The organism is Streptomyces sp. NPDC096339 (assembly GCF_044762985.1).
Taxonomy (GTDB): domain Bacteria; phylum Actinomycetota; class Actinomycetes; order Streptomycetales; family Streptomycetaceae; genus Streptomyces.
On record NZ_JBIWFI010000003.1, the window covers coordinates 307,097 to 323,663 of the forward strand.

The following is a 16,567-nucleotide window of genomic DNA, read 5'->3' on the forward strand; positions in this document are numbered from 1 at the left end:
GACCTCGCGGTGCCCGAGCTGGAGGTGAGGCCCGCCCTCGCCGACGCCGAGCTCAACGCCCTGTTCGCCGCGGCGTGGCCGGGGCACGGGGAGGTCTCCTTCGCCCCGGTCCTGGAGCGCAGCCTGGCCTGGGTCACCGCCCGCCGCGAGGGCCGTCTGGTCGGCTACGTCAACGTCGCCTGGGACGGCGGCGTGCACGCGTTCGTCCTGGACACCACCGTGCATCCGGACGAGCGACGCCGCGGACTCGGGGTGCGGCTCGTCCGGTCCGCGGCCGAGGCGGCGCGGGAGCGCGGGGCACAGTGGCTGCACGTGGACTACGAGCCGCACCTGGAGCCCTTCTACCGGCAGTGCGGCTTCCGCCCGACGGCGGCGGGGCTGCTCGCGCTGTGAGCCGGAGGGCGGGCCGGCCGGCGGGCGGGCCGGGCCGGGTCCTTTCCTCAGCCGCCGAAGAGCGGACCGTTCGGCCAGATCGGCGCGGACGCGACGCGTGACCACTCCGGATCCCGCCGCCCGGGCACGGTCCGGCCGTCCGCCGTCCAGCGGGCGATCAGGGCGCTGTAGATGGGCGGGTCGGGGTAGCGCTGGCGGGGCCCCAGCCGAACCGATTCTTCGTAACCGGGCGGCATCGGCCGCCGACGGCGTCCCGCCCGGGGCATGGAAGTCTCAACCGTGGTCATGCCCGGGCAACGCGACACCGGACCCACGGGTAATCCCCTCCACGCCCCGGGTATCCGTTCGAGGTGTCCCCGGGGGCCGCGCATGTACGGGCGGGGCTGCCGGGGACAGTGCCTTTCGGGTGCCGCTCCGGGAAGGGGAGAGGAACGGGGCCCTTGTCCGGTTGGGCGGGGGTGGGGAGGCGGGTTGGTGCCTCGGCCGGTCGGGACCGGAGAGGGCTTGGGGGGTTCCCGGCTGCCCCATCGTCCTTCCGCGTCGGGCCGGCCTGTCAAGGGCGCTCCTCCTTCGTCGTCGCGTCGCTGCGCGATCGCCTGCGGCGACCCTTGACAGACCGTCCCGCCACGGAAAGACAAAGGACAGCCGGGAACCCCCCAAAAGGACGGGCCGGCTCAGGGGCTCCAAGGGCGGGCCGGGCAGCGCAGTCCGACCCCGTTGAGGCGGCGCACACCCCTCCTCGGCCCTCCAGGACCACCGCCCGGACCGGGCAGACGGCCACCCTCCCCGAAACCCCCACCACAAGCCCCTCGGCGGGAGGAAGGGCGCCCCAGATCGCTACGCGCTCCTCACGTCTCGGCGTCTGCGACCCGTCCGGGGCTGGTCACGCCCCAGATCGCTACGCGCTCCCCTTAGACGGCGTCCACGGTCTCTTTGGGCTGGTCATGGGCCGCCCACGATCGCTACGCGTTCCTCGCCGACGGCGTCCGCAGCCCGTCTGCGGTTGATGGGGATCTCATCCCCACACGGCCCCAGTGGGGGGCAATCCGGCCGGTTCTTTTCGGCTGTTCTGTCGTCTGACCCGAGTACGGCTCGGCATGGCTCGGCATGGCCGCTGTTTGGGGCCGTTGAAGCCCAGGACCGGCCGCAGACGCCGTCATCGAGGAGCGTGTAGTGGTCGTTGGCGGCTTATGACCAGCCCGAAGAGACCGTCGGACGCCGTCAGGGAGAAGCGCGTAGCGATCTGGTGCGTGACCGGCCCCAGGCGGTGGTCAGACGCTGAGACGTGAGGAGCGCGTAGCGATTTGTGGCGCCCTTCCTCCCGCTGGGGCTGTTGTGGTCGGCTTTTGGGGAGGGTGGTCGACTGCCCGGCCCGGAGGGTGAGGTGGGTGGGCCCGAGGTGGGGCCCGCTGGGTGGGAGCCCGGCCGGGCATTGCTGTTGGCCGGTTGTGGAATCTCTGGCCCGGCCCGCTCCTTTGGGGGGTTCCCGGCAGTCCTTGTCTTTCCGTGGCGGGACGGTCTGTCAAGGGTCGCCGAAGGCGATCGCGCAGCGACGCGACGACGAAGGAGGAGCGCCCTTGACAGGCCGGCCCGACGCGGAAGGACGATGGGACTGACGGGAAACCCCCAACCCTCACTGGCTGCGGACCGACCGAGGCACCGCGTTCCCCGCGCCGTGCCCCGCCCCACCGTTGCGACCGCCGGGCGGATCCACCTCGCGGCGCATGGTGCCGAGATGTCAAGGCGTGCCAGAAGTCTGGCCCCCATCCCACTTTCTGACGTACCGTCATATCCGCTTGAGCCGCACTCCACCGCACCACTCCACCGCACCGCTGCGCTCCACCGCTGCACCGCACCACCACCCCCACACCACCGCAAGCCCCGCCCCGCCCCGCCCCGCTCAGGAGGTTCGCCATGCCCGCCGACCGGCCCATCGGACTGGACGAGTACCCGATCCATCAGGCCCCGCTGTCGATGAAGCACGTCGTCAGTGGTGACCGGAACGCCTACGACCGCTGTATCTTCCACGTCTTCGACCACGCCGGCCGCGCCGTCCTGATCCTCGGCCTCGGGGTGTACCCCAACACCGGGGTCATCGACGCCTACGCCACCCTCCGCATCGGCGACGAGCTGCTCGCCGTCCGGGCATCCGACGCGCTCACCGACGACCGGATGAACCTCGGTGTCGGCCCCCTCTCCATCACGGTCGACGTCCCGCTCAAGCAGCTCACCCTGCGCTGCGCCGCCGATCCGGACGACCCGGACGGGCTCTCGTACGACCTCACCTGGACCGCCGAGTTCCCCGCCGTCTGGGAGCCCCACCACACCCAGCGGCGCGGCGACAGGCTCATCCTCGAAGGCCGCCGGTTCGTGCAGGCCGGCAACGTCACCGGCACCATCCGTGCCAAGGGCGAGGAGTTCACCGTCACGCCGGGGGAGTGGACCGGTACGCGGGACCGGAGTTGGGGCGTGCGCCCCATACCCGGAGAGGAGGGCGGTCGCGCCGCCGAGGAGTACCGGCCCGAGGGCTTCCACTGGCTCTGGATCCCGGTCCGCTTCGAGGACCGCTTCGTCATGGTCATCGCCCAGGAGGACGCCGACGGATACCGCGCCCTGAACGAGGCCGTGCTCGTCTTCCCCGAGGACAGCGGGCGCCACGACGTCCAACTCGGCTGGCCGCAGACCGAGATCCGCTACCGACCGGGCAGCCGGCACCCCGAGAGCGCGGTGATCCACCTCACCGATTCGGCCCGCAAGCCGCTCGAACTCGCAGTGGAGGTCCTGAACTCCTCCCCGCTCGCCGTCGGCGCGGGCTACCCGCCCGCCGGGGACTGGCAGCACGGCAGCTGGCAGGGCCGGGGCTGGACCGACCGGCGCGTCTACGACCTCTCCGACCCGAGCGCGCACCCGATGGCCGCGTTCGGGGTCACCGACCACTCGGCGCGGTTCGTCCTCGACGGACAGATCGGCTACGGCATCTTCGAGCACGGCAGCTTCGGGCGCCACGACCCCAGCGGCTTCGTCGACTACTCGTCCGTCGCCCAGTAGGAACAGCAACAGGAACAGCAACAGGAACGGCAACAGCAACAGGAACGGCAACAGGAACAGGGAAGGGGCCCACCGCCATGGCAACCGCTCCACGTCCGCGCACCTCCACCCGAGAGCCCGAAGAGCTCGGCCGCCGCCTCGCCGCCTGGCTGGACACCCGGCTCCCCGGGGCGAAGGTCACCAACGTCTCCGTCCCCGGCTCCAACGGCATGTCCAGCGAGACCCTGCTCTTCGACATAGAGCACCCCGACACCCCGCTCCGGGCCTGCGCGCTGCGCCTCGCCGCCGACCCGGCCGCCTACACGGTCTTCCCGACGTACGACATGCCGCGCCAGCACCGCGTCATGAGCCTGGTCGCCCGCCACACGGACCTGCCCGTACCGTCCGTGCAGTGGCTGGAGGAGGACCCGGGGCCGCTCGGGGCGCCGTTCTTCGTGATGGCCCGGGCCGAGGGCCGGGTCCCGCCCGACGTCATGCCGTACACCTACGAGGGGAACTGGCTGCACGCCGCGACCGACGCCGAGCGTGCCGTGCTCCAGGAGGCGAGCATTTCGCTGCTGGCCCGCCTGCACGACCAGTTCCCCGCCAAGGAGGCGGAGTTCCTGCTCCCCGAGGGGGAGGGCAGCCCGCTGCGCCGCCACGTCGACGCCCAACGCGCCTACTACTCCTGGGTGGTGGAGGGACTGGCCCCCTCACCCCTCATCGAGCGGGCGTTCGCCCGACTGGAGGAGATCTGGCCGCAGGACGAGGGGCCGGCGGTGCTGAACTGGGGCGACGCCCGCATCGGCAACGTCGTCTACGACGGGTTCGCGCCCGCGGCCGTCCTGGACTGGGAGATGGCGGCGTACGCGCCGCGCGAGGTGGACCTCGGCTGGACGGTCTACCTGCACCGGTTCTTCCAGGACCTCACCGTGAGCTTCGGCCAGCCCGGCCTGCCGGACTTCCTGCGCCGTGAGGACCTGGAGCGCCGGTACGCCGAACTCACCGGGCACACCCCGCGCGACATGGAGTTCCACACCCTCTACGCGGCCCTGCGGCACGGGATCGTGATGCTGCGCATCGCCTACCGGCAGGCGCACTTCGGCGAGGTCGAGGTCCCGGAGAACCCGGACAGCCTGATCCTGCACCATGCCAGCCTGGCTGCCATGGTGCAGGGGACGTACTGGTAGACCTGCGCGGCGGTGAGCGCGCAGGGGGTCCTCAGGCCGCCTGCGCGTGCTGCTGCTGCGTCTGCGGCGGAACGGGTCGCACCAGCCGGACGGGACGGGAGCCCGGACCGCCGACGTGCGAGAAGGGCTGCGTCCGCCAGTCCAGCCCCTGGGGCAGGTCCGGCAGCGCGAGGGACTCGAGCTCCTGCACCTCCAGCGACTGGAACACGCCGACGGTGGCCAGCGCGTCGGCGGCGGGCCGTCCGGTGCCCGCGCACACCGTGAGCCCGAAGGGGTTCCACGGGGTCAGGCAGAGCGCGTGCTGCGGCAGGTACTCCTCGTCCGCGACGAGGGCGATCGACTGGCCGCAGTCGGGGCAGATCGCGTGGCGGATCTCGAACCCCTCGGCGTCTTCGAGGTATTCGGCGTCTTCCGCGTACGCGCCTTCCTCGGTGTCGGCCTGTTCGAGGGGCTCCGGTTCGGTGCGACCGGCGCGCTTGTCGTTCAGCATGGATGTACTCCCCCTTGGGTGGGCCGGGCGGGCAGGTTCTTCGGCCTCGGCCACACCAAGCACTTCCCGCAGCGCGGCACGAGTAACCACGACACGCCCCCGTACGCGGGCCGCATCCTGTGGCCTTGGTCACATGCCCGGCGCAGATGCCTCCAGTGGGTGGACAGCACTGGGCCAGGAGTGCCCTTGGGCCTTAGGTTGAGCGGCTATGAGCGCAATGGAGGAGCTGGACCGCCAGATCGTAGATCTGCTCGTGCGGGACGGGCGGATGAGTTACACGGATCTGGGCAAGGCCACCGGACTGTCCACGTCGGCGGTCCATCAGCGAGTACGCCGGCTGGAACAGCGCGGGGTGATCCGCGGCTACGCGGCGGTCGTCGACCCCGAGGCCGTCGGCCTGCCGCTGACGGCCTTCATCTCGGTCAAGCCGTTCGACCCGAGCGCCCCGGACGACATCGCCGACCGGCTGTCCGGCGTTCCCGAGATCGAGGCCTGCCACAGCGTCGCGGGCGACGAGAACTACATCCTCAAGGTCCGGGTGGCGACCCCCCTGGAACTGGAGGACCTGCTGGGCCGCCTGCGGGCCCTCGCGCACGTCTCGACGCGCACGACCGTGGTCCTCTCCACCCCGTACGAGGCCCGCCCGCCCCGCGTCTGATCCCGGGCCCGGCTCCGCCGTCACGGGAGGCGGGAGGGTGGGGGAGCGCGTCCGCACACCCCCGGGGGAGTGCCCCGCGGGTTCCCGCCCGCACCCGCGTCCGGACGGGGCCGGCGGAGGGGCGAGACTGTTCCCCATGACTGACCGCACCGCCAACTCCGCCGACGCCGCCGGAGCATCCCCCCGTACCGTCCTCCTGCGCGGGGGCGAGGTACACAGCCCCGCCGATCCCTTCGCCACCGCGATGGTCGTAGAGCAGGGCCGTGTGGCCTGGGTCGGCTCCGAGGGCGCGGCCGACGCCTTCGCCCAGGGAGTGGACGAGGTCGTCGACCTCGGCGGCGCGCTCGTCACGCCCGCCTTCACCGACGCGCACGTCCACGCCACCTCCGCGGGGCTCGCCCTCACCGGGCTGGACCTGACCGGCGCCCGGTCGGTCGCCGCCGCGCTGGACCTCGTACGGGAGTACGCCGCGAGCCGCCCGGCCGACCGGGTGCTCCTCGGGCACGGCTGGGACGCCGCCCGCTGGCCCGAGCGCCGGGCGCCGCGCCGGGCCGAGCTCGACGAGGCCGCCGGGGGCCGTCCCCTCTACCTCAGCCGCATCGACGTGCACTCGGCCGTGGTCACCACCGCCCTGCTCGACCTCGTCCCCGGGGTTCGGCCCACCGGTGACGAGCCGCTGACCCGCGACGACCACCACGCCGTTCGGCGGGCCGCCCTCGCCGCCGTCACCCCGGCGCAGCGGGCGGAGGCCCAGGCGGCCGCCCTCGACCGGGCCGCTTCCCTCGGCATCGGCTCGCTGCACGAGTGCGGCGGGCCCGACATCTCGTCCCCCGAGGACTTCGCGGCCCTGCTCTCCCTGGCCGCCGAGCGGCCCGGGCCGCGCGTGTTCGGGTACTGGGCCGACCGGGACCTGGACGCGGCGCGGGAACTCGGGGCGGTCGGAGCCGCCGGTGACCTGTTCGTGGACGGGGCCCTCGGCTCGCACACCGCCTGCCTGCACGCCGCGTACGCCGACGCCCCGCACACCGGTACCGGCTACCTGGACGCCTCCGAGGTGGCCGAGCACGTGGCCGCCTGCACCGAAGCGGGCCTCCAGGCCGGTTTCCACGCCATCGGGGACGCCGCGATCACCGCCGTGGTGGAGGGGGTCCGGGCGGCCGCCGAGAAGGTCGGCCTGGCCCGCGTCCGCGCCGCCCGGCACCGGGTCGAGCACGCCGAGATGATGACCCCCGCCACCATCGCCGCCTTCGCGGAGCTGGGGCTGACCGCCTCCGTGCAGCCCGCCTTCGACGCGGCCTGGGGCGGCGAGGACGGCATGTACGCCGACCGCCTCGGGGCCGAGCGCGCCCGCACCCTGAACCCGTACGCGGCGATGCTCAAGGCCGGCGTCCCGCTGGCCTTCGGCTCGGACGCTCCGGTGACCCCGCTCGACCCGTGGGGCACCGTGCGCGCGGCCGCCTTCCACCGGACGCCCGAGCACCGCATCTCCGTACGGGCCGCCTTCACCGCCCACACCCGGGGCGGCTGGCGGGCGCTGGGCCGTGACGACGCGGGGGTGCTGGTCCCCGGTGCCCCTGCCGACTACGCGGTCTGGCAGACCGCCGAACTGGTCGTGCAGGCCCCCGACGACAGGGTCGCCCGCTGGTCCACGGACCCCCGCTCCGGGACCCCGGGGCTCCCCGACCTGACCCCCGGAGCGCAGCTGCCCGTGTGCCTGGCCACCGTGGTCGGCGGGCGGGAAGTATTCGTACGCCCACAGGGGTGACGCGCCCGGCCTCCGTTCGGTACGGGCGGTCCGACCCGGATAGGTTCGGCCGGGTCCACCACAAGGACGTCCGTGCCGGACGGATCCGTCTGCTCAGCGCGCCCGCGCCTCGGGGGCGAGGGAAGGTTTCGCCGGCCGGGGGTCTCGCCTGCTCCGCGGGAGTCTGGAGGAGGGTGGTCCCGGTTCGGGGCCGCGCGGTCCAGTAGACAACGGTCACGGCGGCCCGCAGCCGGCGGGAGTCTGACCGGCCCGAAGGACCGCGTGCCCCGATCACTGTTCTAGAGTCGTTTCCTGCGACCAGACGTACAGGACGTGCGTGAGCACAAAAGGGGACTCAGTGAGCGACGGCGGACAGCGGACCCACGGACCGCTCGGTACGGCCTTGGTGATCATTCCGACCTACAACGAGGCGGAGAACATCGGGCTGATCGTCGGCCGCGTCCGCGCGGCGGTGCCCGAGGCCCACATCCTGGTCGCGGACGACAACAGCCCCGACGGCACCGGCAAGCTCGCCGACGAACTGGCGGCCGGCGACGACCACGTGCACGTGCTCCACCGCAAGGGCAAGGAGGGGCTCGGCGCGGCCTACCTCGCGGGTTTCGTCTGGGCCCTGGAAAAGGGCTACGGCGTGATCGTCGAGATGGACGCCGACGGCTCCCACCAGCCGGAGGAGCTGCCCCGCCTGCTCACCGCGCTGACCGGCGCCGACCTGGTCCTGGGCTCCCGCTGGGTGCCGGGCGGCCGCGTCGTGAACTGGCCCAAGAGCCGGGAGTTCCTCTCGCGCGGCGGTTCCACGTACTCCCGGCTGATGCTGGGCGTCCCGATCCGCGACGTGACGGGTGGCTACCGGGCCTTCCGCCGCGAGACCCTGGAGGGGCTGGGCCTGGACGAGGTGGCCTCCGCGGGCTACTGCTTCCAGGTCGACCTGGCCCGCAGGGCCGTGCAGAAGGGTTTCCGCGTGGTGGAGGTGCCCATCACCTTCGTCGAGCGCGAGTTCGGCGACAGCAAGATGAGCAAGGACATCGTGGTGGAGGCCCTGTGGCGGGTCACGCAGTGGGGCGTGAAGGCGCAGGCGGCCAGGTTCCTCGGCAAGGGGCAGCGCGGGCGCTGACCGGCCCCGACCGGCTCGAAACCGGCCCTGACCAGCCCGAACCGGCCCTGACCGGCCAGGCCCCGGCCCCTAGGGGCTGTCCGGTACCTCCGGCTGAGGACACTTTTACACCGGCCCAGGCACACTGGACGGTATGACGACCGGCACTGGATCCCTGCGGACGGGCACTTCGACGTCCCCCCGGCGGCGCTCACCCGCCCGTACGTTCCTCCCCCTGGCGGTGGCCGCCTGGCTGATCCTGGAGATCTGGCTGCTCAGCCTGGTCGCGCAGGCTGGCGGCGCGCTGGCCGTCGCCGTGCTCCTCGCGGCCGGGATGGTGCTCGGTGCGGTGGTCATCAAGCGGGCCGGGCGGCGGGCCTTCAAGAACCTGGCCGGAACCTTCCAGCAGGCCCAGCAGGGGCAGCAGCCCACGCCCCAGCAGCCGGGCCAGGGCAATGCCCTCACCATGGCGGCGGGGCTGCTCCTGATGATGCCCGGCCTGATCTCCGACGCGGCCGGCCTGCTCCTCCTGCTGCCGCCCGTCCGGTCCTGGGTCGGCCGCAGGGCCGCCCGTTCCCTGGAGCGGAAGATGACCTCGGCCCCGGCCGGCAGCTTCGGCGACGCCTTCCAGCAGGCCCGCATCCACTACCCCGACGGCAAGATCGTCCAAGGCGAGGTCATCCGGGAGGACCGGCCCGGCGCCCGGGACCAGGGTCCGGACACCACCTACCGCCCGCCGATCGCCCCGTAGCGGCCGGAGGAACGCCGAGGGGCCCGCCACACGATGTGTGGCGGGCCCCTCGGCGTTTTCCTTGTTACAGCGCCCGCAGACTACGCGGACTTACGGCTGTCCCGCGGATGCACGGCAATGTTCATGGCGCCGGATCGAAGGACCGCAAGCCTCTCGGCCAGCACTTCCTCCAGCTCCTCGCGGGTGCGCCGCTCCATGAGCATGTCCCAGTGCGTTCGCGCAGGCTTGCCCTTCTTCTCTTCGGGCCCGTCCCCGTCCACCAGGAGTGCCATGGCGCCGCACGCCTTGCACTCCCACTCCGGCGGAATTTCTGCCTCAACCGAGAACGGCATCTCAAATCGATGTCCGTTCTGGCATGCGTACTCCACCGCCTGGCGCGGGGCCAGATCGATGCCGCGGTCCGTCTCGTAGCTGGTAACCACGAGGCGCGTACCGCGGAGAGCTCGCTCACTCATGAATCGTGCCTCCCGGGCTTGTCGCCCACAGGACAGGTGTCGCTGTCGTCGTCATCCGGTCAACGTCCGGTCGGCGGTATTGATTCCCGATCCGGGTCATGCGTCGCCCGTCGTGCCGCCCCTTGTTGTACCCACCAATGCCCGTTTTGTCACATCTGGCAGCAGATGTCACCCAACGTCCACGCTTCTTGAGCGCGCAGTAACGGTCCGCCTGGCAGGCCAAAGGCGTACACTACCGGCCCTTTGCTTCAACGTCTAAATTCGTTCGGAATTCGTTCGTGGATACGGGTCGGGCGCGCTCGCGGAACCCTCTCAGATCCGCTCGGGTACAGGATTGCCTGCCGCCTCCACCGCGCGCCGCACCGGCACCCTCGCGAGCAGCACGAAACCCAGTGCGAAGAAGGCCACCAACGAGATGATCGCGTCCCGGTAGCTGCCCGTGACCTGGTACGTCAGGCCGAAGACGAGGGGTCCGACCCAGCTCAGCCCGCGGTCGCTCATCTCGTACGCCGAGAAGTACTCGGCCTCCTTGCCCGCCGGCACCAGGTGCGAGAAGAGCGAGCGCGACAGCGCCTGGCTGCCGCCGAGCACCAGCCCGATCATCGCGGCGAGTGCGAAGAACCACACCGGGGTCCGTGCCGGAAGGAAGTAGCCGACCGCCAGCGTCAACGCCCACGCGGCCAGCGAACCCAGGATCGTCCGCTTCGCGCCGTACGTCACCGCCAGCCGGCCCATCGCCAGCGCACCGGCCACCGCGAGGACCTGCACCAGCAGCACCGCCGCGATCAGGGTGGACTGGTCCAGCTTCAGCTCCTCCGAGCCGTAGATGGAGGCCTGGGAGATCACCGTCTGCACGCCGTCGTTGTAGATCAGGTACGCGAGCAGGAACGACAGCGTCAGCGGATAGCGCCGCATGTCCTTCAGGGTGGCGACGAGCTGCTTCCAGCCGCTGACCGCAGGGCCCTCGCCGGGCTCCCGGACCACCTTGCGGTCCCGCAGCCTGCGCAGCGGGATCAGCGCGAAGGCCCCCCACCACAATCCCGCGGAGGCCAGGCAGATCCGTACCGCCATGCCCTCGGTGAGGCCGAAGGAGTCGTGGCCCATGTAGAGCGCCAGGTTCACCACGAGCATCAGGGAGCCCGCGGTGTAGCCGAAGGCCCAGCCGCGCGAGGAGACGGTGTCGCGCTCGTCCGGAGTGGAGATCTGCGGCAGGTAGGCGTTGTACAGCACCATCGAGATGGACAGCGCGGCGTTCGCCACGACCAGCAGCAGACCGCCGAGCAGATAGCGCTCACCGCCCAGGAAGAACATCCCGGTCGTCGCCGCGGCGCCCGTGTAGGCCGCCACCGCCAGCATCGGCTTCTTGCGCCCGCTCCGGTCGGCGATCGCGCCCACCATCGGCATGAGCAGCACGGCCAGGATCACCGAGGCCGAGACCGCGTACGCGAAGAACGAGCCGGCCCGCACCGGGACGCCCAGCGGGTGGACGAAGCCCTCGGCGTCGGCGGCGGCCCTGGCGATCGAGGTCAGGTAGGGCCCGAGGAACACCGTGAGCACGCTCGCCGAGTACACCGACACGGCGAAGTCGTAGAAGTACCAGCCGCGCTGCTCGCGCTTGCGCGCGGCCGCAGCGGCCGTGTCGGTCGTCGCGGTGGCGCCCGATCTGCCGTCCTCGGCCCCGGATTCCGCCTCGTCCTCGGTCTGCGCACTCATTCGGTGCCCCCTCGCTGGTCCCCGTACCGCACGGTCCGCCGGAGCCCGCGCGGGCACCCCGGCCGTGTCAGGCCCAGGCCCCGCGCCCGTCCAGCACCGTGCGCAAGATGTCGATCCGGTCGGTCATGATGCCATCGACTCCCAGGTCCAGGAGAGCCTCCATGCGTTCCGGTTCGTTCACGGTCCACACGTGCACCTGGAGTCCCCGTTCGTGCGCGGTGCGTACGAACCTCCGGTCGACCACGCGGATGCCCGCCTGGGTCTCCGGAACCTGCGCCGCCACCGCCCCCACCCGCAGTGCCGCCGGGATCGCGAACGAGCGCAGCCGCAGGCCGAGCACCCCGCGCACGCCGTAGGAGGTCGCCAGCCGGGGGCCGGCGATCTTCTGGGCCCGGGCCACCCGGCTCTCGGAGAAGGAGCCCACGCACACCCGGTCCCAGACGCCCTTGCGCGCGATCAGGTTGACCAGCGGGTGCAGGGCCGACTCGGCCTTGACGTCGATGTTCCAGCGGGCGTCCGGGAACTCCTCGAGGAGCTCCTCGAAGAGGGCGAGGGGCTCGGTGCCGCCCACCCGGGCCTCGCTGATCCGCTTCCAGGGCAGCTCGGCGATCCGGCCCGTCCCGTCGGTGACCCGGTCCAGCGTGGAGTCGTGGAAGGCGACGAGTTTCCCGTCGGCGGTGGCGTGCACATCGGTCTCGAAGTACCGGTAGCCCGCGTCGGCGGCCCGGCGGAAGGCGGCGGCGGTGTTCTCCAGCCCGTCCGCGGCACCTCCCCGGTGGGCGAAGGGGATCGGAGCCGGGTGGTCCAGATACGGATGGCGAAGGCGTACGTGCGTCACGCGCGCAGTATCCCCCGCGTGGGCAGCCCCGCGGTGACCGGAAGCCGTCGCGCGGCCGAAGCGCGGCTCCCGGGAGGACCTCGCCTGGTGCGGGTGGACCGGCACGTGGCAGGCTGGGTCCGCAGTTCCCAATCCAATCCCGGCCCCGACGGAGCTGGCCGGGGCCAATCCGACGAAGGTGGACCGGACGCATGGCCGAATGGACCTCGGCGGTCGGCGCCGCACAGCTCGCCCGTCTCATCACCTCGCAGCAGGAGCGGCCCGCCGTACCGGGCGCCCGCAAACTGCCCGCGTACCGCACCCTCGCCGACGGGATCCGGCTGCTCGTCCTGGAGGGCCGCGTTCCGGTCGCCGCCCGGCTGCCCGCCGAGCGGGAGCTGGCGGGCTCCCTCGCCCTCAGCCGCACCACCGTCGCCGCCGCGTACGAGGCCCTGCGCGGGGAGGGGTTCCTGGAGTCCCGCCGGGGTGCCGGAAGCTGGACCTCCGTCCCCGCCGGGAACCCGCTGCCCGCCCGCGGGCTGGAGCCGCTGCCGCCCGAATCCCTCGGCTCCATGATCGACCTCGGCTGCGCCGCCCTCCCGGCCCCCGAGCCGTGGCTGACCAAGGCCGTCCAGGGCGCCCTGGAGGAGCTCCCGCCGTACGCGCACACCCACGGCGACTACCCGGCCGGCCTGCCCGCGCTCCGCCGCATGCTCGCCGACCGCTACACCGAGCAGGGCATCCCCACCATGCCCGAGCAGATCATGGTCACCACCGGCGCGATGGGCGCCATCGACGCCATCTGCAGCCTCTTCGCCGGGCGCGGGGAGCGGATCGCCGTCGAGTCCCCGTCCTACGCGAACATCCTCCAGCTGATGCGCGCAGCCGGGGCCCGCCTGGTGCCCGTGGCCATGGCCGAGGGGCTGGCCGGCTGGGACATGGACGTCTGGCGCCAGGTGCTGCGCGATTCGGCCCCCCGCCTCGCGTACGTCGTCGCCGACTTCCACAACCCGACCGGGGCCCTGGCCTCCGAGGAGCAGCGCCGGGCCATGGTGGAGGCCGCCCGGGCGGCCGGCACGGTCCTCGTCGCGGACGAGACCATGGTCGAGCTCAAATTCGACCCCGACCTCACGATGCCCCGCCCGGTCTGCTCCTTCGACCCGGCCGGCTCCACCGTGATCACCGTGGGCTCGGCCAGCAAGGCGTTCTGGGCGGGCATGCGGATCGGCTGGGTCCGCGCGGCCCCCGACGTCATCCGCAGCCTGGTGGCCGCCCGCGCCTACGCCGACCTGGGCACTCCCGTGCTGGAGCAGCTCGCGGTGAACTGGCTGATGCGGAGCGGTGGCTGGCAGGAGGCCGTGGACATCCGCCGCGAGCAGGCCCGCGAGAACCGTGACGCCCTGGTGGCGGCGGTCCGACGGGAGCTGCCGGACTGGGAGTTCGAAGTACCCCTCGGCGGCCTGACCCTGTGGGCCCGCGCGGGAGGCCTCTCCGGATCGCGCCTCGCCGAAGTCGGCGAACGGGTGGGCGTACGGGTCCCCTCGGGCCCCCGCTTCGGAGTGGACGGGGCCTTCGAGGGCTACGTCCGGCTGCCCTTCACGGTGGGCGGCCCGGTGGCCGAGGAGGCCGCCGCCCGCCTGGCCGCGGCGGCCCGCCTGGTCGGCACGGGGGCGGCCGGCAGCGCGGAACCCCCACGCACCTTCGTGGCATAGCCCCCGGGGCCGGGCTCGCCTCCGCACCCCCGCGCCGTCGGGGTCGGGCGTGCGGCGGGGCGCCCGGCGGGGTGTCCCCCCGGCTCCGCACCCCCGCGCCGTCGGGGTCGGGTGTGCGGCGGGGCGCCCCCGCAGGGCGTCGAACGCAACCACGCCGCGCATGTCCGCTGCCCCGTCACGTTCGACGCCCGAGGAGGTGCCCCGCCGCGCGCCCGGGCCCGACGGCCCGTAGGCGCGGCCCGGGGCGGGGTGCCGCTGCGCGGAGCGGTCCCCCACCCGCCCTTCCACCGTTCCCCGGGCTCCGCCCGGACCCGTCCCGGGGCTCCGCCCCAGACCCCGGTCCTCAAACGCCGGACGGGCTGAAAGCCGCGCCTCAAACGCCGGCGAGGCTGGAGGGACCCGCGCGCTTCCAACGCCGGCGAGGCGGGAGGGGCCCGGGCCTCGAACGCCGGGCGGGATGTCTAAGGAGCCTCGGCCGGTACCTCGGGGAGCGCCGCCGTCTGGGCCGGGGGCGACTTCGTCAGGGTCACGGTCACGCCACCCTCATCGCCGGGCGAGAGCCGCTCCGGCAGCAGTTCCAGCACCGCCTGCCGGTACGCCGGGTGCACGGCGTCGTCGTACGGGTCCGGGGTGGCGGGCACCTGCAAGCGGTGCACGGGACCCGTCCCGAGCCGGGCGTACCCGCGGCCCGGCGGCACCAGAACCGTCGGCGTGGTGTGCGGCGGGAGGCCCAGCACATCGGCGATCTGCTGGATCGCGGCGGGCCCGAGCACGATCCGGGCCCGCGTGTGCTGCCAGACGGCGTCGTTCAGCAGTTCCAGGTGGTCGAACTGCTCGGCCACCGCCACCGTGACGTGCGCGGCCCGGCCGTGCCGCAGCGGCACCTGGAGCCGGGCCAGCGGATCGGGGAGTCCTTCGGCGGCCGCGAGGTGCGCCGGCACGCTCGGCTGGTCCAGCAGGATCCACAGGGGGCGCCGGGTGTCCTCGGGCGCGGGGCGGCCCGCCTCCCGGGCCCGGTGGGTGGCCACCAGTCGCCGTTCGGTCTCCTGGGCGGCCCATTCCAGGGTGGCCAGCGCCCCGGCGGGCCCGGACTCCACGGCCAGGACGCCGTCGCGGCCGGAGAGGCAGGCGTACTCGCCGCTGCCTCCGCCGTCGATGATCAGTACGTCGCCGCCGTGCCGCAGGGCCTGCAGGGCGATCGAGCGCAGCAGGGTGGTGGTGCCGCTGCCGGGCTGGCCGACGGCCAGCAGGTGGGGCTCGGTGGAGCGGGGGCCGGTCCGCCAGATCACCGGCGGTACGTCCTTCGGCTCGTCCCCCTCCAGGACGGGCAGGGTGCGCTGCACGCTGCCGGAGTCGGTGAAGCCGAGCACGGTCTCCCCGGGGGAGGTCACGAAGGGCTGGGCGGCGATACCCGTCGGCAGCGCCGCCAGCACACGCAGGTCGAGCTGGTTGCCCTCCTCGTCCCAGTCGAAGAGATACTCCCGTCCGCGCCCGGACTTGGCGTGCAGCAGTGCCTCGATCCGGGCCCGCGAGGTGGCCTCGCCATCGGTGAAGTAGGCCGGGTAGCGGATGTGGAGCCGGGTGACGCGGCCCGCCTCGTCGAACTCGTAGCCGCTGAAGGCCTTGTCCCACTCCCCGCCGTGGGCGAAGAGCGGACTCGGGTCCTCCGGGATGGAGAAGTACGGCACGAGGGCTTCGTAGAGGGAGCCGAGCCGTTCGGTCTCGGCCTCGCTGGGCCCGGTCTTCACCGGATTGCGGTCGCGTCCCTGCCAGGCCGCCGCCGCCATGAGGGTGATCAGGGCGAGGAGCGGGCCGTAGGGGACGAGCGCGACCACGAGGACGCAGGCGGCTCCCAGGAACAGCGCGGGACCACGCTTGTCCTTGGGGGTCTCGGACCATTTGCGCCGCCCGGCCGAGGCCAGGATGCGCAGGCCGCGTCCGATGGTGAGGAGCGGATGGAGGACGTCCGTGGCGCTGTCGGCGGCCGTGCGAGCGAAGTCGCGGCCCCGGGCCAGCGACGCGGTGCCGCTGCTGAGGATGCGGGGAAGTGGGCGCCGGGCCACGGGCGTCTCCTGGAGTTGTGGGTGTGACGTGTGTTTCGGGTGTTGCTGGTGTCGCGGTGCAGTGGCCGGGCTAGAGCTTGATCCCGCCGAGCAGGCTGGCGAGGCTCGCCGTGGACGCCGTGATGCTCGGAGCGATGGCGGAACCGGCGAGGAAGAAGCCGAAGAGGGAGCAGACGAACGCGTGCGTCAGCTTCATCCCGTCCTTCTTGAAGAACAGGAAGGCGATGATGCCTAGCAGGACGACGCCCGAGATGGACAAGACCATGAGAGGTTCTCCTGGTGGGTGGGGACAGTCACCATCAGTTCTCCCAGGCTCACAGGAAGTATCAATGCGACAAAAGGTGCATACGGGTGAATCTGCCGGTTTTTCACTTGACCGGCTCATCCCGGCTGGCGCGTCCGGGACGAAGGGGGTCGAGGGTGATCATTGCCTCGGCCCGGGC

15 protein-coding genes are annotated in these 16,567 nt (G+C 72.7%); 8 read left to right on the forward strand and 7 right to left on the reverse strand.

Features of this window, described 5'->3' with window-relative positions; translation table 11 throughout:
- Positions 1 to 9 precede the first annotated feature (9 nt).
- Complete coding sequence (locus ACIQ5Y_RS08055; protein ID WP_403876406.1) at positions 10 to 393, forward strand: GNAT family N-acetyltransferase; 384 nt, start codon at positions 10 to 12, stop codon at positions 391 to 393.
- Between the two features lie 47 nt (positions 394 to 440).
- Here the strand turns inward: ACIQ5Y_RS08055 and ACIQ5Y_RS08060 are convergent, their stop codons facing one another.
- On the reverse strand, positions 441 to 680 hold the full coding sequence (locus ACIQ5Y_RS08060) for a hypothetical protein (RefSeq protein ID WP_403876409.1): 240 nt from the start codon (positions 678 to 680) through the stop codon (positions 441 to 443).
- A gap of 1,627 nt (positions 681 to 2,307) precedes the next feature.
- Here ACIQ5Y_RS08060 and ACIQ5Y_RS08065 point away from each other — a divergent pair.
- Together ACIQ5Y_RS08065 and ACIQ5Y_RS08070 are read left to right on the forward strand one after the other, a co-directional pair.
- A complete protein-coding gene (locus ACIQ5Y_RS08065; protein WP_403876412.1) occupies positions 2,308 to 3,441 on the forward strand; it encodes a hypothetical protein in 1,134 nt (377 codons plus the stop codon).
- Between the two features lie 77 nt (positions 3,442 to 3,518).
- Positions 3,519 to 4,610, forward strand: a complete 1,092-nt coding sequence (locus ACIQ5Y_RS08070) for a phosphotransferase family protein (RefSeq protein ID WP_403876415.1) — start codon at positions 3,519 to 3,521, stop codon at positions 4,608 to 4,610.
- A 31-nt stretch (positions 4,611 to 4,641) separates the two neighbouring features.
- Here the strand turns inward: ACIQ5Y_RS08070 and ACIQ5Y_RS08075 are convergent, their stop codons facing one another.
- Entirely contained in the window at positions 4,642 to 5,100 is a 459-nt protein-coding gene (locus tag ACIQ5Y_RS08075) for a hypothetical protein (protein ID WP_403876418.1), read from the reverse strand.
- 217 nt (positions 5,101 to 5,317) lie between these two features.
- On the opposite strand from ACIQ5Y_RS08075, the gene ACIQ5Y_RS08080 reads away from it, so the two are divergent.
- From ACIQ5Y_RS08080 to fxsA, 4 genes are all read left to right on the forward strand, one after another.
- Complete coding sequence (locus ACIQ5Y_RS08080; RefSeq protein WP_326593949.1) at positions 5,318 to 5,758, forward strand: Lrp/AsnC family transcriptional regulator; 441 nt, start codon at positions 5,318 to 5,320, stop codon at positions 5,756 to 5,758.
- A gap of 136 nt (positions 5,759 to 5,894) precedes the next feature.
- A complete protein-coding gene (locus tag ACIQ5Y_RS08085) occupies positions 5,895 to 7,523 on the forward strand; it encodes an amidohydrolase (RefSeq protein ID WP_403876421.1) in 1,629 nt (542 codons plus the stop codon).
- A gap of 337 nt (positions 7,524 to 7,860) precedes the next feature.
- Positions 7,861 to 8,634 (forward strand): polyprenol monophosphomannose synthase, encoded by a 774-nt coding sequence (locus tag ACIQ5Y_RS08090; protein ID WP_403876424.1) that lies wholly within the window; start codon positions 7,861 to 7,863, stop codon positions 8,632 to 8,634.
- A gap of 133 nt (positions 8,635 to 8,767) precedes the next feature.
- On the forward strand, positions 8,768 to 9,364 hold the full coding sequence (fxsA, locus tag ACIQ5Y_RS08095) for an FxsA family membrane protein (RefSeq protein WP_403876428.1): 597 nt from the start codon (positions 8,768 to 8,770) through the stop codon (positions 9,362 to 9,364).
- Positions 9,365 to 9,444: 80 nt separating this feature from the next.
- Here the strand turns inward: fxsA and ACIQ5Y_RS08100 are convergent, their stop codons facing one another.
- The 3 genes from ACIQ5Y_RS08100 to ACIQ5Y_RS08110 all read right to left on the reverse strand — a co-directional run bounded on the left by ACIQ5Y_RS08100 (position 9,445) and on the right by ACIQ5Y_RS08110 (position 12,370).
- Entirely contained in the window at positions 9,445 to 9,819 is a 375-nt protein-coding gene (locus tag ACIQ5Y_RS08100) for an RNA polymerase-binding protein RbpA (protein ID WP_007262928.1), read from the reverse strand.
- A gap of 312 nt (positions 9,820 to 10,131) precedes the next feature.
- On the reverse strand, positions 10,132 to 11,532 hold the full coding sequence (locus ACIQ5Y_RS08105; protein WP_403876431.1) for an MFS transporter: 1,401 nt from the start codon (positions 11,530 to 11,532) through the stop codon (positions 10,132 to 10,134).
- Positions 11,533 to 11,599: 67 nt separating this feature from the next.
- Complete coding sequence (locus ACIQ5Y_RS08110) at positions 11,600 to 12,370, reverse strand: glycerophosphodiester phosphodiesterase family protein (protein WP_403876434.1); 771 nt, start codon at positions 12,368 to 12,370, stop codon at positions 11,600 to 11,602.
- 191 nt (positions 12,371 to 12,561) lie between these two features.
- Between ACIQ5Y_RS08110 and ACIQ5Y_RS08115 the strand changes: the two genes are divergently transcribed.
- Entirely contained in the window at positions 12,562 to 14,061 is a 1,500-nt protein-coding gene (locus ACIQ5Y_RS08115; RefSeq protein ID WP_403876437.1) for a PLP-dependent aminotransferase family protein, read from the forward strand.
- Between the two features lie 461 nt (positions 14,062 to 14,522).
- On the opposite strand, the gene ACIQ5Y_RS08120 is transcribed toward ACIQ5Y_RS08115, so the two are convergent.
- Both ACIQ5Y_RS08120 and ACIQ5Y_RS08125 read right to left on the reverse strand, forming a co-directional pair.
- Positions 14,523 to 16,124, reverse strand: a complete 1,602-nt coding sequence (locus tag ACIQ5Y_RS08120; protein ID WP_403876440.1) for a hypothetical protein — start codon at positions 16,122 to 16,124, stop codon at positions 14,523 to 14,525.
- Between the two features lie 70 nt (positions 16,125 to 16,194).
- Entirely contained in the window at positions 16,195 to 16,389 is a 195-nt protein-coding gene (locus ACIQ5Y_RS08125; protein WP_136210723.1) for a hypothetical protein, read from the reverse strand.
- Positions 16,390 to 16,567: the final 178 nt, after the last annotated feature.

Bases quoted from the DNA above. Each gene is read 5' to 3' on its own strand.
- ACIQ5Y_RS08075 (WP_403876418.1), bottom strand. From the start codon at position 5,100: ATGCTGAACGACAAGCGCGCCGGTCGCACCGAACCGGAGCCCCTCGAA.
- ACIQ5Y_RS08115 (WP_403876437.1), top strand. From the start codon at position 12,562: ATGGCCGAATGGACCTCGGCGGTCGGCGCCGCACAGCTCGCCCGTCTC.
- ACIQ5Y_RS08085 (WP_403876421.1), top strand. From the start codon at position 5,895: ATGACTGACCGCACCGCCAACTCCGCCGACGCCGCCGGAGCATCCCCC.
- ACIQ5Y_RS08100 (WP_007262928.1), bottom strand. From the start codon at position 9,819: ATGAGTGAGCGAGCTCTCCGCGGTACGCGCCTCGTGGTTACCAGCTAC.
- ACIQ5Y_RS08065 (WP_403876412.1), top strand. From the start codon at position 2,308: ATGCCCGCCGACCGGCCCATCGGACTGGACGAGTACCCGATCCATCAG.
- ACIQ5Y_RS08105 (WP_403876431.1), bottom strand. From the start codon at position 11,532: ATGAGTGCGCAGACCGAGGACGAGGCGGAATCCGGGGCCGAGGACGGC.
- ACIQ5Y_RS08080 (WP_326593949.1), top strand. From the start codon at position 5,318: ATGGAGGAGCTGGACCGCCAGATCGTAGATCTGCTCGTGCGGGACGGG.
- ACIQ5Y_RS08060 (WP_403876409.1), bottom strand. From the start codon at position 680: ATGACCACGGTTGAGACTTCCATGCCCCGGGCGGGACGCCGTCGGCGG.
- ACIQ5Y_RS08125 (WP_136210723.1), bottom strand. From the start codon at position 16,389: ATGGTCTTGTCCATCTCGGGCGTCGTCCTGCTAGGCATCATCGCCTTC.
- fxsA (WP_403876428.1), top strand. From the start codon at position 8,768: ATGACGACCGGCACTGGATCCCTGCGGACGGGCACTTCGACGTCCCCC.
- ACIQ5Y_RS08070 (WP_403876415.1), top strand. From the start codon at position 3,519: ATGGCAACCGCTCCACGTCCGCGCACCTCCACCCGAGAGCCCGAAGAG.